A 16,478-nucleotide genomic window follows, 5' to 3' on the forward strand; every position below is an offset into this window, starting at 1 on the left:
GCCCCCTCTTCAGTAATTAAATCAATTCTTTTTCTACAAATTCCTCTGAAACGAGCAGCACCTCTTCAATGTCTTTTTCGGAGCGAATCACTGCGCCATCCGGCAGCACCATCCCATTAGGAACGATGGCATTTTCAATGACTACATGCTCCCCAATCGTCACATCCGGCATTATGACGGATGATGTAACAGTCGTATGCTTACCAACAGTCACACCTTGAAAAAGAACGGAGTGAGACACATTTCCATATACAACACAACCTTCGTTCACAAGCGAATCTTGAACCTGCGCATCAGATGAAATAAATTGCGGAGGCTGATTTGGATTGACGGAGTAAATTTTCCATTTGCGTTCAAACAGCTTCAGCTCCGAGTCCTCTTTTAACAAATCCATATTGGCTTCCCACAAGCTCTGCACCGTTCCGACATCCTTCCAATATCCCTTGAACGGATAAGCAGAAAGCTTCTTTTTCTCTTCCAAAAGCAGTGGAATAATGTCTTTGCCGAAGTCGTGGCTAGAATAAGGGTTTTGATCGTCCATCTCAAGATACTGTTTTAAAAGCGGCCAATTGAATATATAAATTCCCATTGAGGCAAGATTGCTCTTAGGGAATTTGGGCTTTTCATCAAAATGTGTGATCGTCCCATCTGGATTGGCCTTCATGATGCCGAACCGGCTTGCTTCCTCCCAGCCCACTTCGATGACAGAGATGGTCACATCTGCTTTCTTTTCAATGTGATAATCAAGCATTTTGCCGTAGTCCATTTTGTATATGTGATCTCCTGATAAAATCAGTACATACTCAGGATCATACTGATTCAAATAATTGAGATTTTCATAAATGGCGCTTGCCGTCCCTTTATACCATTTGACTTCTGATGACTCGGCATAAGGGGGTAAAACCGTCACGCCGCCATTATATCTATCCAGGTCCCATGCACTGCCGATCCCAATATAGGAATTCAGCTCAAGCGGCTGATATTGCGTTAAAATCCCGACTGTGTCTATGCCTGAATTAGAACAGTTGCTTAGGGTAAAATCAATAATCCTGTATTTTCCCCCGAAAGATACAGCCGGTTTGGCCATATTTTTTGTTAATCCGCTGAGACGGCTGCCCTTCCCGCCGGCAAGGAGCATGGCTACACATTGTTTTTTCATCTTTTTATCTCTCCTCTTTTTTTAACCGCCCGTAAAATCGAGATGCCGTAAGGGGGGATGGTCATCGTGATATAACACGGTTTATGATGAAGTGCTCCCTTTTTGGCCGATAATGGCTTTTTGTTGATTTGCCCTGAGCCTCCATATGTTTCACTGTCACTGTTAAGCACTTCAATGTATTGAGTAAAAAAAGGAACTCCAACATCATATTGATGATAGACCACGGGTGTAAAATTACAAATGATGACAAGCGCCTCACCGTGCTTTTTGCCATAACGAATAAAAGAAAAGATTGATTGTTCGTCATTATGGACATCAATCCATTCAAACGATTGTGCACGATGGTCATGCTCATAAAGGATTTTGCTTTTTTGGTAAAAGCGGAGAAGATCTTGCGTAAAAACGCTGGCTTTCTGATGCATGGGGAAGGAGTCCAAAAACCAATCAAGCTGTTCTGTATCTTTCCATTCATCAAATTGGGCAAACTCTGATCCCATAAAGATCAATTTCTTTCCGGGATGCACTGTCATATAGCCCAGCAAAAGCCGATACTGGGCAAATTTCTGCCAGTAGTCGCCAGGCATTTTATTGAGAAGTGATTTTTTTCCGTATACGACTTCATCATGAGAAAACGGCAATACAAAATGTTCACTAAACGCATATAGTAATGAAAAAGAGATAAGCTGATGACAATGCCGCCTTTCTTCGGGCGGCGTCTCCATGTATTTCAGTACGTCATTCATCCATCCCATATTCCATTTATAATGAAAACCAAGCCCCCCTTCCTCAACGGCACCTGTCACTTGAGGCCATTCTGTAGAATCTTCTGCAATCATCATCACATGGGGATATGTCTCTCTCATGGTTTGATTGAGTTTTTTTAAAAAATCAACAGCATATGGATTCGTGTGGCGTTCATCCTGATTTGGCCAATACAGGATATTAGCCACTGCATCAACCCTAAATCCATCTATATGATAGAATTCCGCCCAGTACAACGCATTCGAAATTAAAAAACTATGAACTTCCGGTTTTCCCAGGTCAAAGTTTGCCGTGCCCCATAACCAGTTCTCCCGATCACGTTCTTCTTTGTATTCATAAAGCGGTTCTCCATCAAACATATAAAGGCCATGTGCATCTTTACAAAAATGTCCGGGGACCCAATCCAAAATGACTCCGATATTTTGTTGATGACATTCATCAACAAACTTCATCAGATCATGCGGCGTGCCAAACCTGCTTGTCGGGCTGTAATACCCCGTTCCTTGGTACCCCCATGAACGATCATATGGATGCTCATACACCGGAAGCAGTTCAATATGGGTAAACCCATGCTCCTTGATATAAGGGATAAGCGTCTGACTTATTTCTTTATAGGAATAATGCCTGCCATCAGAATGTTTCTTCCAAGACCCAAGATGCAGTTCATAAATGAAAACAGGTTTTTCATACAGCGTCTTAGCCTTCTGTTTATTTTGCCATTTTTGATCTTGCCAGCTGTACCCTTCCAAATTGTAAGTAAGTGACGCTGTGTTTGGTCTGACTTCTGAATAAATAGCGTATGGATCTGCCTTCAGCCTGATCTCACCGTTATTCGTCACGATTTCATATTTATATCGTTCCTTTTCTCCTATACCTGGAATAAATAACGTCCAAATACCATTATCATTCACTCTGTGCATCACATGCTCTTCTCCAGACCAGCTGTTAAAATCTCCAGCCACTCGTACTTCCGACGCATGAGGCGCCCACACACAGAATTCATATCCGCTTTTGCCATTCAGCTCGCGGTAATGCGAGCCAAACAGCTGATAGCTTTTAAACAGACTGCCTTCGTGAAAAAGATAAACATCATGTGCTGTCGGGCTGGCAGCGGCCATGTAATCATCCTTTCTGACATCATAGTTTTCATTTATAGTATTTATTCGAAGAAATAAAAAAAAGCCCTTTGCTGAAAGCGCTTATACTTATAGACAATTAACTTCATTTTCTGAAGAAAAACGAAATATATGGAGATTTTTGTAGTCTGTTTTTAAAATAAAGAACAAAATCTAAGACATATCATGATTTATAAAAACAAAAAAACCTTGCAGGATATGCAAGGCTTCTGGATGACCCGTACGGGATTCGAACCCGTGTTACCGCCGTGAAAGGGCGGTGTCTTAACCGCTTGACCAACGGGCCGATAATTATGATATCTGTAATCATATGGCGGAGAAGGAGGGATTTGAACCCTCGCGCCGCTTACACGACCTACACCCTTAGCAGGGGCGCCTCTTCAGCCACTTGAGTACTTCTCCATTTGGCTCCACAGGCAGGATTCGAACCTGCGACCGATCGGTTAACAGCCGATAGCTCTACCACTGAGCTACTGTGGAATACAAAAGTCATGGTGGGCCTGAATGGACTCGAACCATCGACCTCACGCTTATCAGGCGTGCGCTCTAACCAGCTGAGCTACAGGCCCATGACGATATAGAAATGGAGCGGGTGATGGGAATCGAACCCACGACATCAGCTTGGAAGGCTGAGGTTTTACCACTAAACTACACCCGCAATTTTTATTTGGGGCGATTGATGGGAATCGAACCCACGAATGCCAGAGCCACAATCTGGTGCGTTAACCACTTCGCCACAACCGCCAAAATATATTGATAAATGGTGGCTCGGGACGGAATCGAACCGCCGACACACGGATTTTCAGTCCGTTGCTCTACCAACTGAGCTACCGAGCCTAAGTAATTAAATGGCGGTCCGGACGGGACTCGAACCCGCGACCTCCTGCGTGACAGGCAGGCATTCTAACCAACTGAACTACCGGACCATTTTAAAATTTGGTTGCGGGGGCAGGATTTGAACCTGCGACCTTCGGGTTATGAGCCCGACGAGCTACCGAACTGCTCCACCCCGCGATGATTAGGAATATGTATGGCGGAGGAAGAGGGATTCGAACCCCCGCGGGCTTTGACACCCCTGTCGGTTTTCAAGACCGATCCCTTCAGCCAGACTTGGGTATTCCTCCGTATAGTGGTGGACCTTGTAGGACTCGAACCTACGACCGGACGGTTATGAGCCGTCTGCTCTAACCAACTGAGCTAAAGGTCCATTGGTAGCGGCGGAGGGGATCGAACCCCCGACCTCACGGGTATGAACCGTACGCTCTAGCCAGCTGAGCTACACCGCCAAATATTTTTAGAAATCAAGTGGAGCCTAGCGGGATCGAACCGCTGACCTCCTGCGTGCAAAGCAGGCGCTCTCCCAGCTGAGCTAAGGCCCCAAGAATGGTCGGGAAGACAGGATTCGAACCTGCGACCCCATGGTCCCAAACCATGTGCTCTACCAAGCTGAGCTACTTCCCGATTTCATATAGATCATGGCGCGCCCGAGAGGAGTCGAACCCCTAACCTTTTGATCCGTAGTCAAACGCTCTATCCAATTGAGCTACGGGCGCAAAACTTAATGCCGAGGGCCGGACTTGAACCGGCACGGTAGTCACCTACCGCAGGATTTTAAGTCCTGTGTGTCTGCCAATTCCACCACCCCGGCGTGGATGGTATAGTTGGAGCGGAAGACGGGATTCGAACCCGCGACCCCCACCTTGGCAAGGTGGTGTTCTACCACTGAACTACTTCCGCAGAAATGGTGCGGATGAAGGGACTTGAACCCCCACGTCTGTAAAGACACTAGAGCCTGATTCTAGCGCGTCTGCCAATTCCGCCACATCCGCAACATGTAAATGGTGAGCCATGAAGGACTCGAACCTTCGACCCTCTGATTAAAAGTCAGATGCTCTACCAACTGAGCTAATGGCTCTTCTTACAAGAGACTTGAATATTATATCATATAAAAGTGGTGCCGGCAAGAGGACTTGAACCCCCAACCTACTGATTACAAGTCAGTTGCTCTACCAATTGAGCTACACCGGCATATATGTAAAACCGATATGTATAATGAAAAATGGTGGAGGATGACGGGCTCGAACCGCCGACCCTCTGCTTGTAAGGCAGATGCTCTCCCAGCTGAGCTAATCCTCCATACTTGCACTAACGTGCAATTGCTTGGCGGCGTCCTACTCTCACAGGGGGAAACCCCCGACTACCATCGGCGCTGAAGAGCTTAACTTCCGTGTTCGGTATGGGAACGGGTGTGACCTCTTCGCTATCGCCACCAAACAAATTGAGAGTATTCTCTCAAAACTAGATAACAGGTGTGACATCATTCAAAAATATGGTTAAGCCCTCGATCGATTAGTATCTGTCAGCTCCATGTGTCGCCACACTTCCACCTCAGACCTATCAACCTGATCATCTTTCAGGGATCTTACTTCCTTGCGGAATGGGAAATCTCATCTTGAGGGGGGCTTCATGCTTAGATGCTTTCAGCACTTATCCCGTCCGCACATAGCTACCCAGCGATGCCCTTGGCAGAACAACTGGTACACCAGCGGTGCGTCCATCCCGGTCCTCTCGTACTAAGGACAGCTCCTCTCAAATTTCCTGCGCCCGCGACGGATAGGGACCGAACTGTCTCACGACGTTCTGAACCCAGCTCGCGTACCGCTTTAATGGGCGAACAGCCCAACCCTTGGGACCGACTACAGCCCCAGGATGCGATGAGCCGACATCGAGGTGCCAAACCTCCCCGTCGATGTGGACTCTTGGGGGAGATAAGCCTGTTATCCCCGGGGTAGCTTTTATCCGTTGAGCGATGGCCCTTCCATGCGGAACCACCGGATCACTAAGCCCGACTTTCGTCCCTGCTCGACTTGTAGGTCTCGCAGTCAAGCTCCCTTGTGCCTTTACACTCTGCGAATGATTTCCAACCATTCTGAGGGAACCTTTGGGCGCCTCCGTTACCTTTTAGGAGGCGACCGCCCCAGTCAAACTGCCCACCTGACACTGTCTCCCCGCCCGATAAGGGCGGCGGGTTAGAAGGTCAATACAGCCAGGGTAGTATCCCACCGATGCCTCCACCGAAGCTGGCGCTCCGGTTTCCAAGGCTCCTACCTATCCTGTACAAGCTGTACCAACATTCAATATCAGGCTGCAGTAAAGCTCCACGGGGTCTTTCCGTCCTGTCGCGGGTAACCTGCATCTTCACAGGTACTATAATTTCACCGAGTCTCTCGTTGAGACAGTGCCCAGATCGTTGCGCCTTTCGTGCGGGTCGGAACTTACCCGACAAGGAATTTCGCTACCTTAGGACCGTTATAGTTACGGCCGCCGTTTACTGGGGCTTCAATTCGCACCTTCGCTTACGCTAAGCGCTCCTCTTAACCTTCCAGCACCGGGCAGGCGTCAGCCCCTATACTTCGCCTTACGGCTTCGCAGAGACCTGTGTTTTTGCTAAACAGTCGCCTGGGCCTATTCACTGCGGCTCTCTCGGGCTTGCACCCTAACAGAGCACCCCTTCTCCCGAAGTTACGGGGTCATTTTGCCGAGTTCCTTAACGAGAGTTCTCTCGATCACCTTAGGATTCTCTCCTCGCCTACCTGTGTCGGTTTGCGGTACGGGCACCTCTCACCTCGCTAGAGGCTTTTCTTGGCAGTGTGGAATCAGGAACTTCGCTACTATATTTCGCTCGCCATCACAGCTCAGCCTTATGGGAAACGGATTTGCCTATTTCCCAGCCTAACTGCTTGGACGCGGATATCCAATACCGCGCTTACCCTATCCTCCTGCGTCCCCCCATTGCTCAAATGGTGAGGAGGTGGTACAGGAATATCAACCTGTTGTCCATCGCCTACGCCTTTCGGCCTCGGCTTAGGTCCCGACTAACCCTGAGCGGACGAGCCTTCCTCAGGAAACCTTAGGCATTCGGTGGAGGGGATTCTCACCCCTCTTTCGCTACTCATACCGGCATTCTCACTTCTAAGCGCTCCACCAGTCCTTCCGGTCTGGCTTCACAGCCCTTAGAACGCTCTCCTACCACTGTTCGAAGAACAGTCCGCAGCTTCGGTGATACGTTTAGCCCCGGTACATTTTCGGCGCAGAGTCACTCGACCAGTGAGCTATTACGCACTCTTTAAATGGTGGCTGCTTCTAAGCCAACATCCTGGTTGTCTAAGCAACTCCACATCCTTTTCCACTTAACGTATACTTTGGGACCTTAGCTGGCGGTCTGGGCTGTTTCCCTTTCGACTACGGATCTTATCACTCGCAGTCTGACTCCCAAGGATAAGTCATTGGCATTCGGAGTTTGACTGAATTCGGTAACCCGGTAGGGGCCCCTAGTCCAATCAGTGCTCTACCTCCAAGACTCTTACCTTGAGGCTAGCCCTAAAGCTATTTCGGAGAGAACCAGCTATCTCCAGGTTCGATTGGCATTTCACCCCTACCCACACCTCATCCCCGCACTTTTCAACGTGCGTGGGTTCGGGCCTCCATTCAGTGTTACCTGAACTTCACCCTGGACATGGGTAGATCACCTGGTTTCGGGTCTACGACCACGTACTCATGCGCCCTATTCAGACTCGCTTTCGCTGCGGCTCCGCATCTTCTGCTTAACCTTGCACGGGATCGTAACTCGCCGGTTCATTCTACAAAAGGCACGCCATCACCCGTTAACGGGCTCTGACTACTTGTAGGCACACGGTTTCAGGATCTCTTTCACTCCCCTTCCGGGGTGCTTTTCACCTTTCCCTCACGGTACTGGTTCACTATCGGTCACTAGGGAGTATTTAGCCTTGGGAGATGGTCCTCCCGGATTCCGACGGAATTTCACGTGTTCCGCCGTACTCAGGATCCACTCAGGAGAGAACGAAGTTTTGACTACAGGGCTGTTACCTCCTATGGCGGGCCTTTCCAGACCTCTTCATCTACCTCGTTCCTTTGTAACTCCGTACAGAGTGTCCTACAACCCCAAGAGGCAAGCCTCTTGGTTTGGGCTAATCCCGTTTCGCTCGCCGCTACTCAGGGAATCGCATTTGCTTTCTCTTCCTCCGGGTACTTAGATGTTTCAGTTCCCCGGGTCTGCCTTCTCATATCCTATGAATTCAGATATGGATACCACTCCATTACGAGTGGTGGGTTTCCCCATTCGGAAATCTCCGGATCAAAGCTTGCTTACAGCTCCCCGAAGCATATCGGTGTTCGTCCCGTCCTTCATCGGCTCCTAGTGCCAAGGCATCCACCGTGCGCCCTTTCTAACTTAACCGTTAAAAAGAATCACTATGTGATATCTTGTATTACTAATTGAATGTGATGTCTACTGTTATCTAGTTTTCAAAGAACACGTTTCGAAGGAATGATCCTTCAAAACTAAACAAGACAGGGAACGTTCTGTTTATAAGACCCAAGGTCTTATATTCCGTATAATATCCTTAGAAAGGAGGTGATCCAGCCGCACCTTCCGATACGGCTACCTTGTTACGACTTCACCCCAATCATCTGTCCCACCTTCGGCGGCTGGCTCCTAAAAGGTTACCTCACCGACTTCGGGTGTTACAAACTCTCGTGGTGTGACGGGCGGTGTGTACAAGGCCCGGGAACGTATTCACCGCGGCATGCTGATCCGCGATTACTAGCGATTCCAGCTTCACGCAGTCGAGTTGCAGACTGCGATCCGAACTGAGAACAGATTTGTGGGATTGGCTTAACCTCGCGGTTTCGCTGCCCTTTGTTCTGTCCATTGTAGCACGTGTGTAGCCCAGGTCATAAGGGGCATGATGATTTGACGTCATCCCCACCTTCCTCCGGTTTGTCACCGGCAGTCACCTTAGAGTGCCCAACTGAATGCTGGCAACTAAGATCAAGGGTTGCGCTCGTTGCGGGACTTAACCCAACATCTCACGACACGAGCTGACGACAACCATGCACCACCTGTCACTCTGCCCCCGAAGGGGACGTCCTATCTCTAGGATTGTCAGAGGATGTCAAGACCTGGTAAGGTTCTTCGCGTTGCTTCGAATTAAACCACATGCTCCACCGCTTGTGCGGGCCCCCGTCAATTCCTTTGAGTTTCAGTCTTGCGACCGTACTCCCCAGGCGGAGTGCTTAATGCGTTAGCTGCAGCACTAAGGGGCGGAAACCCCCTAACACTTAGCACTCATCGTTTACGGCGTGGACTACCAGGGTATCTAATCCTGTTCGCTCCCCACGCTTTCGCTCCTCAGCGTCAGTTACAGACCAGAGAGTCGCCTTCGCCACTGGTGTTCCTCCACATCTCTACGCATTTCACCGCTACACGTGGAATTCCACTCTCCTCTTCTGCACTCAAGTTCCCCAGTTTCCAATGACCCTCCCCGGTTGAGCCGGGGGCTTTCACATCAGACTTAAGAAACCGCCTGCGAGCCCTTTACGCCCAATAATTCCGGACAACGCTTGCCACCTACGTATTACCGCGGCTGCTGGCACGTAGTTAGCCGTGGCTTTCTGGTTAGGTACCGTCAAGGTACCGCCCTATTCGAACGGTACTTGTTCTTCCCTAACAACAGAGCTTTACGATCCGAAAACCTTCATCACTCACGCGGCGTTGCTCCGTCAGACTTTCGTCCATTGCGGAAGATTCCCTACTGCTGCCTCCCGTAGGAGTCTGGGCCGTGTCTCAGTCCCAGTGTGGCCGATCACCCTCTCAGGTCGGCTACGCATCGTTGCCTTGGTGAGCCGTTACCTCACCAACTAGCTAATGCGCCGCGGGTCCATCTGTAAGTGGTAGCCGAAGCCACCTTTTATGTTTGAACCATGCGGTTCAAACAACCATCCGGTATTAGCCCCGGTTTCCCGGAGTTATCCCAGTCTTACAGGCAGGTTACCCACGTGTTACTCACCCGTCCGCCGCTAACATCAGGGAGCAAGCTCCCATCTGTCCGCTCGACTTGCATGTATTAGGCACGCCGCCAGCGTTCGTCCTGAGCCAGGATCAAACTCTCCGATAAATGGATCACAGGTTAAGTTCACCGCATCCTGCGGCGACACCTGTGTGACCTGCGTCGTGCAGGCCCTAGTTTGACTGACTACGCACATCGCTGTGCGATTTTTAAAAACTGAATTAACAGGTACGTTTTGTCTTGTTTAGTTTTCAAAGATCATTTCGTTACTTCTCAATGAAGCAGCTTTACTAATATAACATTCAGCTTCTTTTTTGTCAACAACTTTTTTTTCAAGTTGTTTTGAAGCATCTAGTTTGTGTCCGCTGTGCATCAGCGACGTTTAATAATATAACACCTGTATTTATTTATTGCAATAGTTTTTTTAAAAAAATCTATAAAACAAATAAACTATAATCCTCGCCATGATTTCTAAAGCGTGTGTATCATATAAGTTTCTTAAAAGAACATATACATCAGTCATGTGATCTTGTTGTTTTTTTCGTTTTCTTGTATAGTAGAAACGAACTAAATACTGATGACCACAAGGGGAGCATTAAAGCTGAGAGTGAGCGGTTTCGTTCTGACCCTTTGAACCTGTTAGTTAACGCTGGCGTAGGGATGTGGCAAAGTCAAATGAATTGCAGATCGTAAAGCAGTGCGTGGAACTTTTCTCATCCTTCCGCGTGCTGCTTTTTTGTTGTCCTTTTGGTTGTCTGTCAATGGAAGGAGATAGATATGAATCAATCTAAGCAACTGGTTCGCCTTATTGAAATTGCCATTATGACAGCGGCAGCCGTTATTTTAGACATTGTCTCAGGAATGTTTCTTAGCATGCCTCAAGGAGGCTCGGTCTCCATCATGATGATTCCGATCTTTTTAATTTCGTTTCGCTGGGGTGTCAAAGCAGGTCTTACTACAGGTTTGTTGACAGGTCTAGTACAAATAGCAATCGGAAACTTGTTTGCTCAACATCCTGTACAGCTATTGTTAGATTACATTGTCGCTTTCGCAGCAATCGGCATAAGCGGCTGTTTCGCTTCTTCTGTCCGTAATGCTGCTGTATCAAAAACAAAAGGGAAATTGATTGTTTCAGTGGTAAGCGCAGTTTTTATCGGCAGTTTGCTGCGCTATGCCGCGCATGTCATTTCAGGAGCTGTGTTTTTCGGCAGCTTTGCTCCAAAAGGAACGCCGGTATGGATTTATTCTTTAACTTATAATGCGACTTACATGGTTCCTTCATTCATTATTTGTGCAATTGTCCTATGTTTATTATTTATGACAGCACCCCGTTTGCTTAAAAGTGACAAAGCGTAAAAGTAACAATCCCCCAGCGAATTCCGCTGGGGGATTGTTCGTTATCTGTTAAGAAGTGTTTTTAAAGCTGAAAGATCCGGCCAGCCAAGACCTACTTCTTTCAGCCTTACTCCGGCAATTTCAAAGTTGTCCTCCGCTACTCTTTCAGGTGAATAGGCCTGATAAAATATAATTGAGGGATTCTGCTCAATAACCCAAACAAACATACTTGAAAATCCATGTTGAAGCAAAAACTCCGCTCCTTTTGCTAAGAGCGCCCTGCCTGCACCTTGCCGCTGGCGCTCTTCCAGAAGATAAATAGCGTATAACTCGCCGTCATAGCCTTCTTGTTCAGAGCGAATAGGTCCAAATGAAGCAAAGCCGAATACTGAATCCATTTCGTCCTGAGCAACAAATACTCCCTTTAACGAGCGACTTTTCCATTTGTCTTCAAATTCCTTATAGTTCAGGCTGTTTAAATAATCAATCGGGATAGTTTCGTGGTATGTTGTCCTCCAGCTGTCTACATGCACTTTTGCAATGTCCTTTATATCCTCTAACTTCGCTTCACGTACAGTTACCATACGGTTCTGCCCTTTCCTTACTCTGATTTTTGGATCGTTTTGGCTTCTTTGATTTCATTTGTTAATTCATTAATGCTTTGTTTTACGTTTCCTTTTCCTGAAAAGTTCTCAAGCATTTCTTTTACATCAATTCCTGAGGATGCTTTTAAACTTTCTTGCAAACTTGACATTAAGTTCGTCGCATAGCTGGTTACTTTGTTTGCTCCGCTTGATTCACCGCTTCCTCCTGTATCGACAACGGTGATTTTATCAATATTTGAAAGAGGTGCCGCTGCTTGTTTCGCGTATTCCGGAAGCATTTTGACAATCATATCGAAAATCGCCGCCTGCCCGTACTGTTCAAAGGCGGCCGCAATTTTCTCTTTTGCTTCCGCTTCTGCAAGACCTTTCAGGCGGATAACCTCTGCTTCTGTCTCTCCTTTCGCTTTTTCCGCTTCTGCTTTTGCTAGCCCGTCAATTCTTACTTTTTCCGCCTCAGCCTTTGCCATTGCTTCAATACTGTACTTCTTGGCATCGGCTTCCGCGAGCTGTTTGGCTTTCTCAGCTGCTGCGGACTGCTCAACAGAATAACGGTCTGCATCGGCTTTTTTCTTTACCTCTGAGTCGTATTGACGTTCACGGCGAAGAATTTCTTTTTCTTCTAGCTCTATTTGTTTTTGGCGTTCGATAATTTTAACCTGCATTTCCTGCTCTGTGACTTGCTGGCGCGCTCGGGCAGTCTCTAAATCATATGCTTGGTCGGCATTCGCTTTTGCCGTATCTTGTTCTCTGCGGAATTCAGCCATTTTGAGCTGATTGAGTTTTTCAGCTTCAGCGATTTCCGTCGCCCGTTCAAGTTCTGATTTTTTTGCGTCTTTATCGGCTTCTGCCCGCTTAATTCGGGTTTCTTTATCAGCCTCTGCTGTTGCGATATCAGCATCGCGTTTTACTTGGGCAATTCTCGGTTTCCCTAATGATTCAAGATAACCGTTTTTATCACGAACATCTTTAATGGTAAACGAGACGATTACAAGCCCCATTTTCGCGAGATCCTGTGAAGCGACACGCTGCACCTCTTGAGAGAATTTTTCTCTGTTTTTATAGATTTCTTCTACTGTCATTGAGCCGAGAATGGAACGAAGGTGGCCTTCTAAAACCTCCCGCGCTTCCTGCTCACGGTCGTCTTTTGATTTCCCTAAAAATTGTTCGGCCGCTGTAGCGATTTCTCCTATAGAACCGCCGATTTTAATAATCGCAGTTCCATCGGCCATTACTGGCACTCCTTGTTCTGTATAGACTTCAGGTGTCGAAACATCGAGTTTGCTTGATAATAAGCTTAGCGGCTCTGCCTGCTGGAAGACGGGAAGGACAAAGGTTCCTCCGCCGCGGACGATTTTAATACGGTTGCCGCCTTCATCGACATGAACATTTTTATTGCCCAGATAGCTCCCTGTTACAATTAACGCTTCATCAGGCCCTGCTGTACGATACTTCGTAATAAACACAGCTATTAGTGCAATTAATAAAAAGAATACAACTCCGATGATCATTATAATCGGCATTGTCATATCAAATTCCTCCTTGTATGTTAAATGGGTTCATGCGGAGTAACCGAAAGAACTCCGTTGTTAATATCTACGACTAACACCGTTGTCCCGTAACTGATCTGCTGATTATCAAAACTGACCGCTGACTTTGAAATGGTCCCGCCTATCCCTTCTATGACCACTTCACCAAACCCGTCAACCGGCACAGCTGTAATCACTTTACCGAGTCTTCCTCTGAGATCATCTTCTCTATATGCCAATGATTCTTCTGCAGATGATAATGGTACCAGTACAAAGATGTGAAGCAATACCACCAGCATGATTGAAAGGATGCAAGATAAAAGCGCAATCAGCAAGCTCGACAGAGGCAATACGAGTTCACCTATATATCCGCCCGCTGAAAAACATGTGAAAAATGAGAGCACTAATGTCGGATTAAGAAACGGAATGCCTTCTGGCAGCCCTGCAAATACATCTCCGAAAAACAGGAATAACAGCGTAAGGCTGCCCGCAATAATAAGCGTATAAAGATACATTGTTTGTATAGGTACTCCAAATAACTCCAATTTCCTCATCCTTTCTTCATCAATGCATTGATGAACGGCTGCCGTTACCATTTATACGAGACACCCCGGGAAAAGTTTCAAAATTTTAAGACAAATAATCCGTTTGAAGTGCTTTATAAATGATAATTGCTTATATATATGGTAATGTCATTTTAGGAGGAGATATGATGAGTATCTTTAATGAAGCCAGATTAGAAACGTGGAACGAATTGAAAGGACTTTCTGACGAAAAGCTGAACCAAAAGCCTTCTGCTGAAGAATGGAGCATACGGGAAGTTCTTGACCATTTGAAAAAAATCGATATGACCGCACAAAAAATGTTGAAGGAACGTGTAAAGGACGCTCCGATTAAAGAAATTGAAGAAAAACCGCTTGAGGTAGCACAGGACAGAAATAATAAACGGAAAGCCCCGAGTCATCTTGAGCCTGCGCATGATTTTATTTCAGGCAGCCAAATGAAACGTGAGCTTGATGTGGTAAGAGAGCAGCTGACTGCTGCGATTGCCTCTCTGAAAGAAGAAGATTTTGAAAGAGTGCTTCCGCATCCCGTGTTTCAAGAGCTGACTGTCAGACAGTGGATCGATTTTATCGGCCATCATGAAAAACGGCACCTCAGCCAAATGAAAGAAATTAAAGAAAAGATAGAAAGGGCCTGATTTAATCAGACCCTTTCTGCTTTTCGTTTGACTTTTCGCTGATAGGAATGAACTTCTATTTCATCACCTGTGTAAACAGCACCAGGTCTCTCCACAATACAGACAATCCCTCTAATGCCCAGTGCGTGGCGGACGAAAGCCGGCGCCAGCTTCGGTTGGTCCGGATAATAAGACTGAATGACTTCTCCCGGCTGGATACACGGATCATTTTCGCCCTCACACAGCAGAGCCGCTCCGCTCGGAAAAATAATCCGGCTTCCTTCTTTTAATGAAGTAAGATCTGGCATACCGCTGACTGCCACATTCGCCCCGAGCCATTCCGGCAAAATTCTCGGCACTCCCATTTTTAAAGCGATTTCGTTGCATTCCTCTATTGAAACAATTGAAATTTGTCTGCGGTTGAAAATTTCAGTCCCTCTTGAAAACATTGGTTCTCTGGCTCCCGCTTTTTTGGTCAGGCCAAAATGCAAGTCGCCGGGGATGCCGCCATAATCAAAATCAAGCTTGTCCATTTGCTTTGTTACGAAGCTTTTTGTATCTGCGATATATAAGCCTTCCGCTTTTGCAGTCATACGCTTCCACATCAGCTGGCACCTTCCTTCTTATCTAAAATTTCCACCTATGCTTCATTATCCCAAAAAATCCCGCTCTGTAAAGGAGCGGGATTTTGATTATACCGTTTTAGGCGTAAGGTTAAAGCAGCGCTTGTAGATCCAGTTGTATGCTTTTTCATTTAAATCTCTAGGGTTTCCGAAGGTTTGCGGATCTTTCATTGCTTCTTTAGACAAGCGTTCGATCATATCAGGTGATACTCCCTGCTCTTCTAAAGTCGGCACTTCTAAATCTTCGACCAGATCATACATCCAATTGACAGATGCTTTCGCAGCTTCTTCTGTTGTCATCTTGCTTGTATCAATACCGAACGCTTTCGCAATACGCGCAAACTTCTCAGGATAGCCCTTCCAGTTGTATTCCATGACAGGGCCCATCATCGCCGCTACACATTGGCCGTGAGCGACTGGGATAATACCGCCAAGCGTTTGGCTCATCGCATGAGCCGCGCCCGCTGATTCACTTCCGTAAGAAAGACCGGCAAGCATCGCTGCCTGCGCCATTCCGTACCTCGCTTCCAGATCCTCTCCGTCAGCAAATGCCCTCTTAATGTAATGAGCGGCATACTCAATCGCCATTAGGGCAACCGCATCCGTGATTGGCTGTGCAAATTTCATTGTATAGCACTCAATGGCATGGGCGAGCGCATCAATTCCCGTCATAGCTGTTACATGCGGAGGCATTGAAACATGAAGCTCAGGATCAATGATGGTCAAGTGCGCTGCAATCAGCGGACCGCCCGTGTTGAATTTGAATTCTCTTTCTTCATCTGTGATAACCGCCCATTGGGTTACTTCTGATCCTGTTCCAGCTGTAGTGGGAATTGTCGTCAGCGGAGGAATGCGGTTTTCCAGCGGTTTTTTCCCATCTGCCGCTTCATAATCAAGCACGCTTCCTTCGTGAGTCGCTTCTACTCCGATTGCTTTTGCTGTATCCATGGAGCTTCCGCCTCCGACTGCCACCAAACCATTACAGTTCTCTTTTTTGTAAAGCTCAGATCCTTCATTCACCAGACGGACAGGCGGGTTTGGCTCAACTTTATTAAAGAGCACCACTTCAATGCCTGCTTCTTTAAGTGATTCGATTACAGGATCAGCAACACCGGCTTTATAAATCCCTGGGTCTGTGACAAGGAGCGCTTTTGATACGCCCAGTGCAGCTACTTCCTCACCCGTATGCTTGATGGCTCCGATTCCATGCTTAATCACAGTCGGAATTTCAAATGTGTGGAATTTCTGCATGCTTTCTACCTTCATATTTAATGTCATCATCA

The 16,478-nt window shown here is 47.1% G+C and carries 9 protein-coding genes, 21 tRNA genes, 3 rRNA genes and 1 riboswitch; of the genes, 2 read left to right on the forward strand and 31 right to left on the reverse strand.

What is annotated here, in order from left to right; translation table 11 throughout:
* Positions 1-16: 16 nt before the first annotated feature.
* From MHI44_RS06085 to MHI44_RS06210, 26 genes are all read right to left on the reverse strand, one after another.
* Complete coding sequence (locus MHI44_RS06085; RefSeq protein ID WP_003229018.1) at positions 17-1,159, reverse strand: glucose-1-phosphate adenylyltransferase; 1,143 nt, start codon at positions 1,157-1,159, stop codon at positions 17-19.
* Positions 1,156-3,039, reverse strand: a complete 1,884-nt coding sequence (gene glgB / locus MHI44_RS06090; protein ID WP_339203127.1) for a 1,4-alpha-glucan branching enzyme — start codon at positions 3,037-3,039, stop codon at positions 1,156-1,158. The genes MHI44_RS06085 and glgB overlap by 4 nt, the downstream gene beginning before the upstream one ends.
* Positions 3,040-3,271: 232 nt before the next feature.
* Positions 3,272-3,343 (reverse strand) — tRNA-Glu (locus MHI44_RS06095).
* Positions 3,344-3,368: 25 nt separating this feature from the next.
* Positions 3,369-3,459, reverse strand: a tRNA-Ser gene (locus tag MHI44_RS06100).
* 3 nt (positions 3,460-3,462) lie between these two features.
* Positions 3,463-3,537 (reverse strand) — tRNA-Asn (locus tag MHI44_RS06105).
* Between the two features lie 12 nt (positions 3,538-3,549).
* A tRNA-Ile gene (locus MHI44_RS06110) sits at positions 3,550-3,626 on the reverse strand.
* A gap of 15 nt (positions 3,627-3,641) precedes the next feature.
* Positions 3,642-3,715: transfer RNA gene (locus MHI44_RS06115), tRNA-Gly, on the reverse strand.
* Between the two features lie 10 nt (positions 3,716-3,725).
* Positions 3,726-3,801, reverse strand: a tRNA-His gene (locus MHI44_RS06120).
* A gap of 17 nt (positions 3,802-3,818) precedes the next feature.
* Positions 3,819-3,894, reverse strand: a tRNA-Phe gene (locus tag MHI44_RS06125).
* A gap of 12 nt (positions 3,895-3,906) precedes the next feature.
* A tRNA-Asp gene (locus MHI44_RS06130) sits at positions 3,907-3,983 on the reverse strand.
* Positions 3,984-3,994: 11 nt separating this feature from the next.
* Positions 3,995-4,071, reverse strand: a tRNA-Met gene (locus MHI44_RS06135).
* 17 nt (positions 4,072-4,088) lie between these two features.
* A tRNA-Ser gene (locus MHI44_RS06140) sits at positions 4,089-4,181 on the reverse strand.
* Between the two features lie 6 nt (positions 4,182-4,187).
* A tRNA-Ile gene (locus MHI44_RS06145) sits at positions 4,188-4,264 on the reverse strand.
* 2 nt (positions 4,265-4,266) lie between these two features.
* Positions 4,267-4,343: transfer RNA gene (locus MHI44_RS06150), tRNA-Met, on the reverse strand.
* A gap of 20 nt (positions 4,344-4,363) precedes the next feature.
* A tRNA-Ala gene (locus tag MHI44_RS06155) sits at positions 4,364-4,436 on the reverse strand.
* Positions 4,437-4,441: 5 nt separating this feature from the next.
* Positions 4,442-4,518, reverse strand: a tRNA-Pro gene (locus MHI44_RS06160).
* 15 nt (positions 4,519-4,533) lie between these two features.
* Positions 4,534-4,610: transfer RNA gene (locus tag MHI44_RS06165), tRNA-Arg, on the reverse strand.
* A 9-nt stretch (positions 4,611-4,619) separates the two neighbouring features.
* Positions 4,620-4,705 (reverse strand) — tRNA-Leu (locus MHI44_RS06170).
* A gap of 14 nt (positions 4,706-4,719) precedes the next feature.
* Positions 4,720-4,794 (reverse strand) — tRNA-Gly (locus MHI44_RS06175).
* A gap of 5 nt (positions 4,795-4,799) precedes the next feature.
* Positions 4,800-4,886 (reverse strand) — tRNA-Leu (locus tag MHI44_RS06180).
* 10 nt (positions 4,887-4,896) lie between these two features.
* Positions 4,897-4,972 (reverse strand) — tRNA-Lys (locus MHI44_RS06185).
* A gap of 37 nt (positions 4,973-5,009) precedes the next feature.
* Positions 5,010-5,085: transfer RNA gene (locus MHI44_RS06190), tRNA-Thr, on the reverse strand.
* Positions 5,086-5,117: 32 nt separating this feature from the next.
* Positions 5,118-5,193 (reverse strand) — tRNA-Val (locus MHI44_RS06195).
* Positions 5,194-5,215: 22 nt separating this feature from the next.
* Positions 5,216-5,331: ribosomal RNA gene (rrf, locus tag MHI44_RS06200) — 5S ribosomal RNA — on the reverse strand.
* Positions 5,332-5,386: 55 nt separating this feature from the next.
* A 23S ribosomal RNA gene (locus MHI44_RS06205) occupies positions 5,387-8,314 on the reverse strand.
* 170 nt (positions 8,315-8,484) lie between these two features.
* A 16S ribosomal RNA gene (locus MHI44_RS06210) occupies positions 8,485-10,034 on the reverse strand.
* The 16S, 23S and 5S rRNA genes sit together here with 21 tRNA genes alongside, the layout of an rRNA operon.
* Before the next feature lie 468 nt (positions 10,035-10,502).
* Positions 10,503-10,604: riboswitch (TPP riboswitch) on the forward strand.
* 99 nt (positions 10,605-10,703) lie between these two features.
* Between MHI44_RS06210 and thiT the strand changes: the two genes are divergently transcribed.
* Positions 10,704-11,282, forward strand: coding sequence for an energy-coupled thiamine transporter ThiT (gene thiT / locus MHI44_RS06215; protein WP_015714590.1), 579 nt, complete (start codon positions 10,704-10,706; stop codon positions 11,280-11,282).
* A gap of 41 nt (positions 11,283-11,323) precedes the next feature.
* Here the strand turns inward: thiT and MHI44_RS06220 are convergent, their stop codons facing one another.
* The 3 genes from MHI44_RS06220 to MHI44_RS06230 are packed head-to-tail and all read right to left on the reverse strand — an operon-like array spanning position 11,324 to position 13,937.
* Positions 11,324-11,845 carry a GNAT family N-acetyltransferase gene (locus MHI44_RS06220; RefSeq protein WP_339203130.1) on the reverse strand — a complete coding sequence of 174 codons (522 nt, stop codon included), beginning with the start codon at positions 11,843-11,845 and terminating at the stop codon, positions 11,324-11,326.
* A gap of 17 nt (positions 11,846-11,862) precedes the next feature.
* The gene (floT, locus tag MHI44_RS06225; RefSeq protein ID WP_015384468.1) at positions 11,863-13,392 is read right to left on the reverse strand and encodes a flotillin lipid rafts scaffold protein FloT; all 1,530 of its coding nucleotides are present in this window, start codon (positions 13,390-13,392) and stop codon (positions 11,863-11,865) included.
* A gap of 20 nt (positions 13,393-13,412) precedes the next feature.
* Complete coding sequence (locus tag MHI44_RS06230; RefSeq protein ID WP_026113746.1) at positions 13,413-13,937, reverse strand: NfeD family protein; 525 nt, start codon at positions 13,935-13,937, stop codon at positions 13,413-13,415.
* A gap of 167 nt (positions 13,938-14,104) precedes the next feature.
* On the opposite strand from MHI44_RS06230, the gene MHI44_RS06235 reads away from it, so the two are divergent.
* A complete protein-coding gene (locus MHI44_RS06235; protein WP_003242867.1) occupies positions 14,105-14,593 on the forward strand; it encodes a DinB family protein in 489 nt (162 codons plus the stop codon).
* A gap of 5 nt (positions 14,594-14,598) precedes the next feature.
* Here the strand turns inward: MHI44_RS06235 and MHI44_RS06240 are convergent, their stop codons facing one another.
* Together MHI44_RS06240 and gbsB are read right to left on the reverse strand one after the other, a co-directional pair.
* Positions 14,599-15,177, reverse strand: a complete 579-nt coding sequence (locus MHI44_RS06240; RefSeq protein WP_003228953.1) for an MOSC domain-containing protein — start codon at positions 15,175-15,177, stop codon at positions 14,599-14,601.
* Between the two features lie 87 nt (positions 15,178-15,264).
* Positions 15,265-16,473, reverse strand: coding sequence for a choline dehydrogenase (gbsB, locus tag MHI44_RS06245; RefSeq protein ID WP_003243227.1), 1,209 nt, complete (start codon positions 16,471-16,473; stop codon positions 15,265-15,267).
* Positions 16,474-16,478: the final 5 nt, after the last annotated feature.

The organism is Bacillus sp. FSL K6-1366 (assembly GCF_037976695.1).
In the GTDB taxonomy this organism is placed as follows: domain Bacteria; phylum Bacillota; class Bacilli; order Bacillales; family Bacillaceae; genus Bacillus; species Bacillus subtilis.

Excerpts from the sequence above, each read along its gene's own strand:
- MHI44_RS06235 (WP_003242867.1), top strand. The coding sequence starts at position 14,105 with ATGAGTATCTTTAATGAAGCCAGATTAGAAACGTGGAACGAATTGAAA.
- MHI44_RS06220 (WP_339203130.1), bottom strand. The coding sequence starts at position 11,845 with ATGGTAACTGTACGTGAAGCGAAGTTAGAGGATATAAAGGACATTGCA.
- gbsB (WP_003243227.1), bottom strand. The coding sequence starts at position 16,473 with ATGACATTAAATATGAAGGTAGAAAGCATGCAGAAATTCCACACATTT.
- glgB (WP_339203127.1), bottom strand. The coding sequence starts at position 3,039 with ATGGCCGCTGCCAGCCCGACAGCACATGATGTTTATCTTTTTCACGAA.
- thiT (WP_015714590.1), top strand. The coding sequence starts at position 10,704 with ATGAATCAATCTAAGCAACTGGTTCGCCTTATTGAAATTGCCATTATG.
- floT (WP_015384468.1), bottom strand. The coding sequence starts at position 13,392 with ATGACAATGCCGATTATAATGATCATCGGAGTTGTATTCTTTTTATTA.
- MHI44_RS06240 (WP_003228953.1), bottom strand. The coding sequence starts at position 15,177 with ATGTGGAAGCGTATGACTGCAAAAGCGGAAGGCTTATATATCGCAGAT.
- MHI44_RS06085 (WP_003229018.1), bottom strand. The coding sequence starts at position 1,159 with ATGAAAAAACAATGTGTAGCCATGCTCCTTGCCGGCGGGAAGGGCAGC.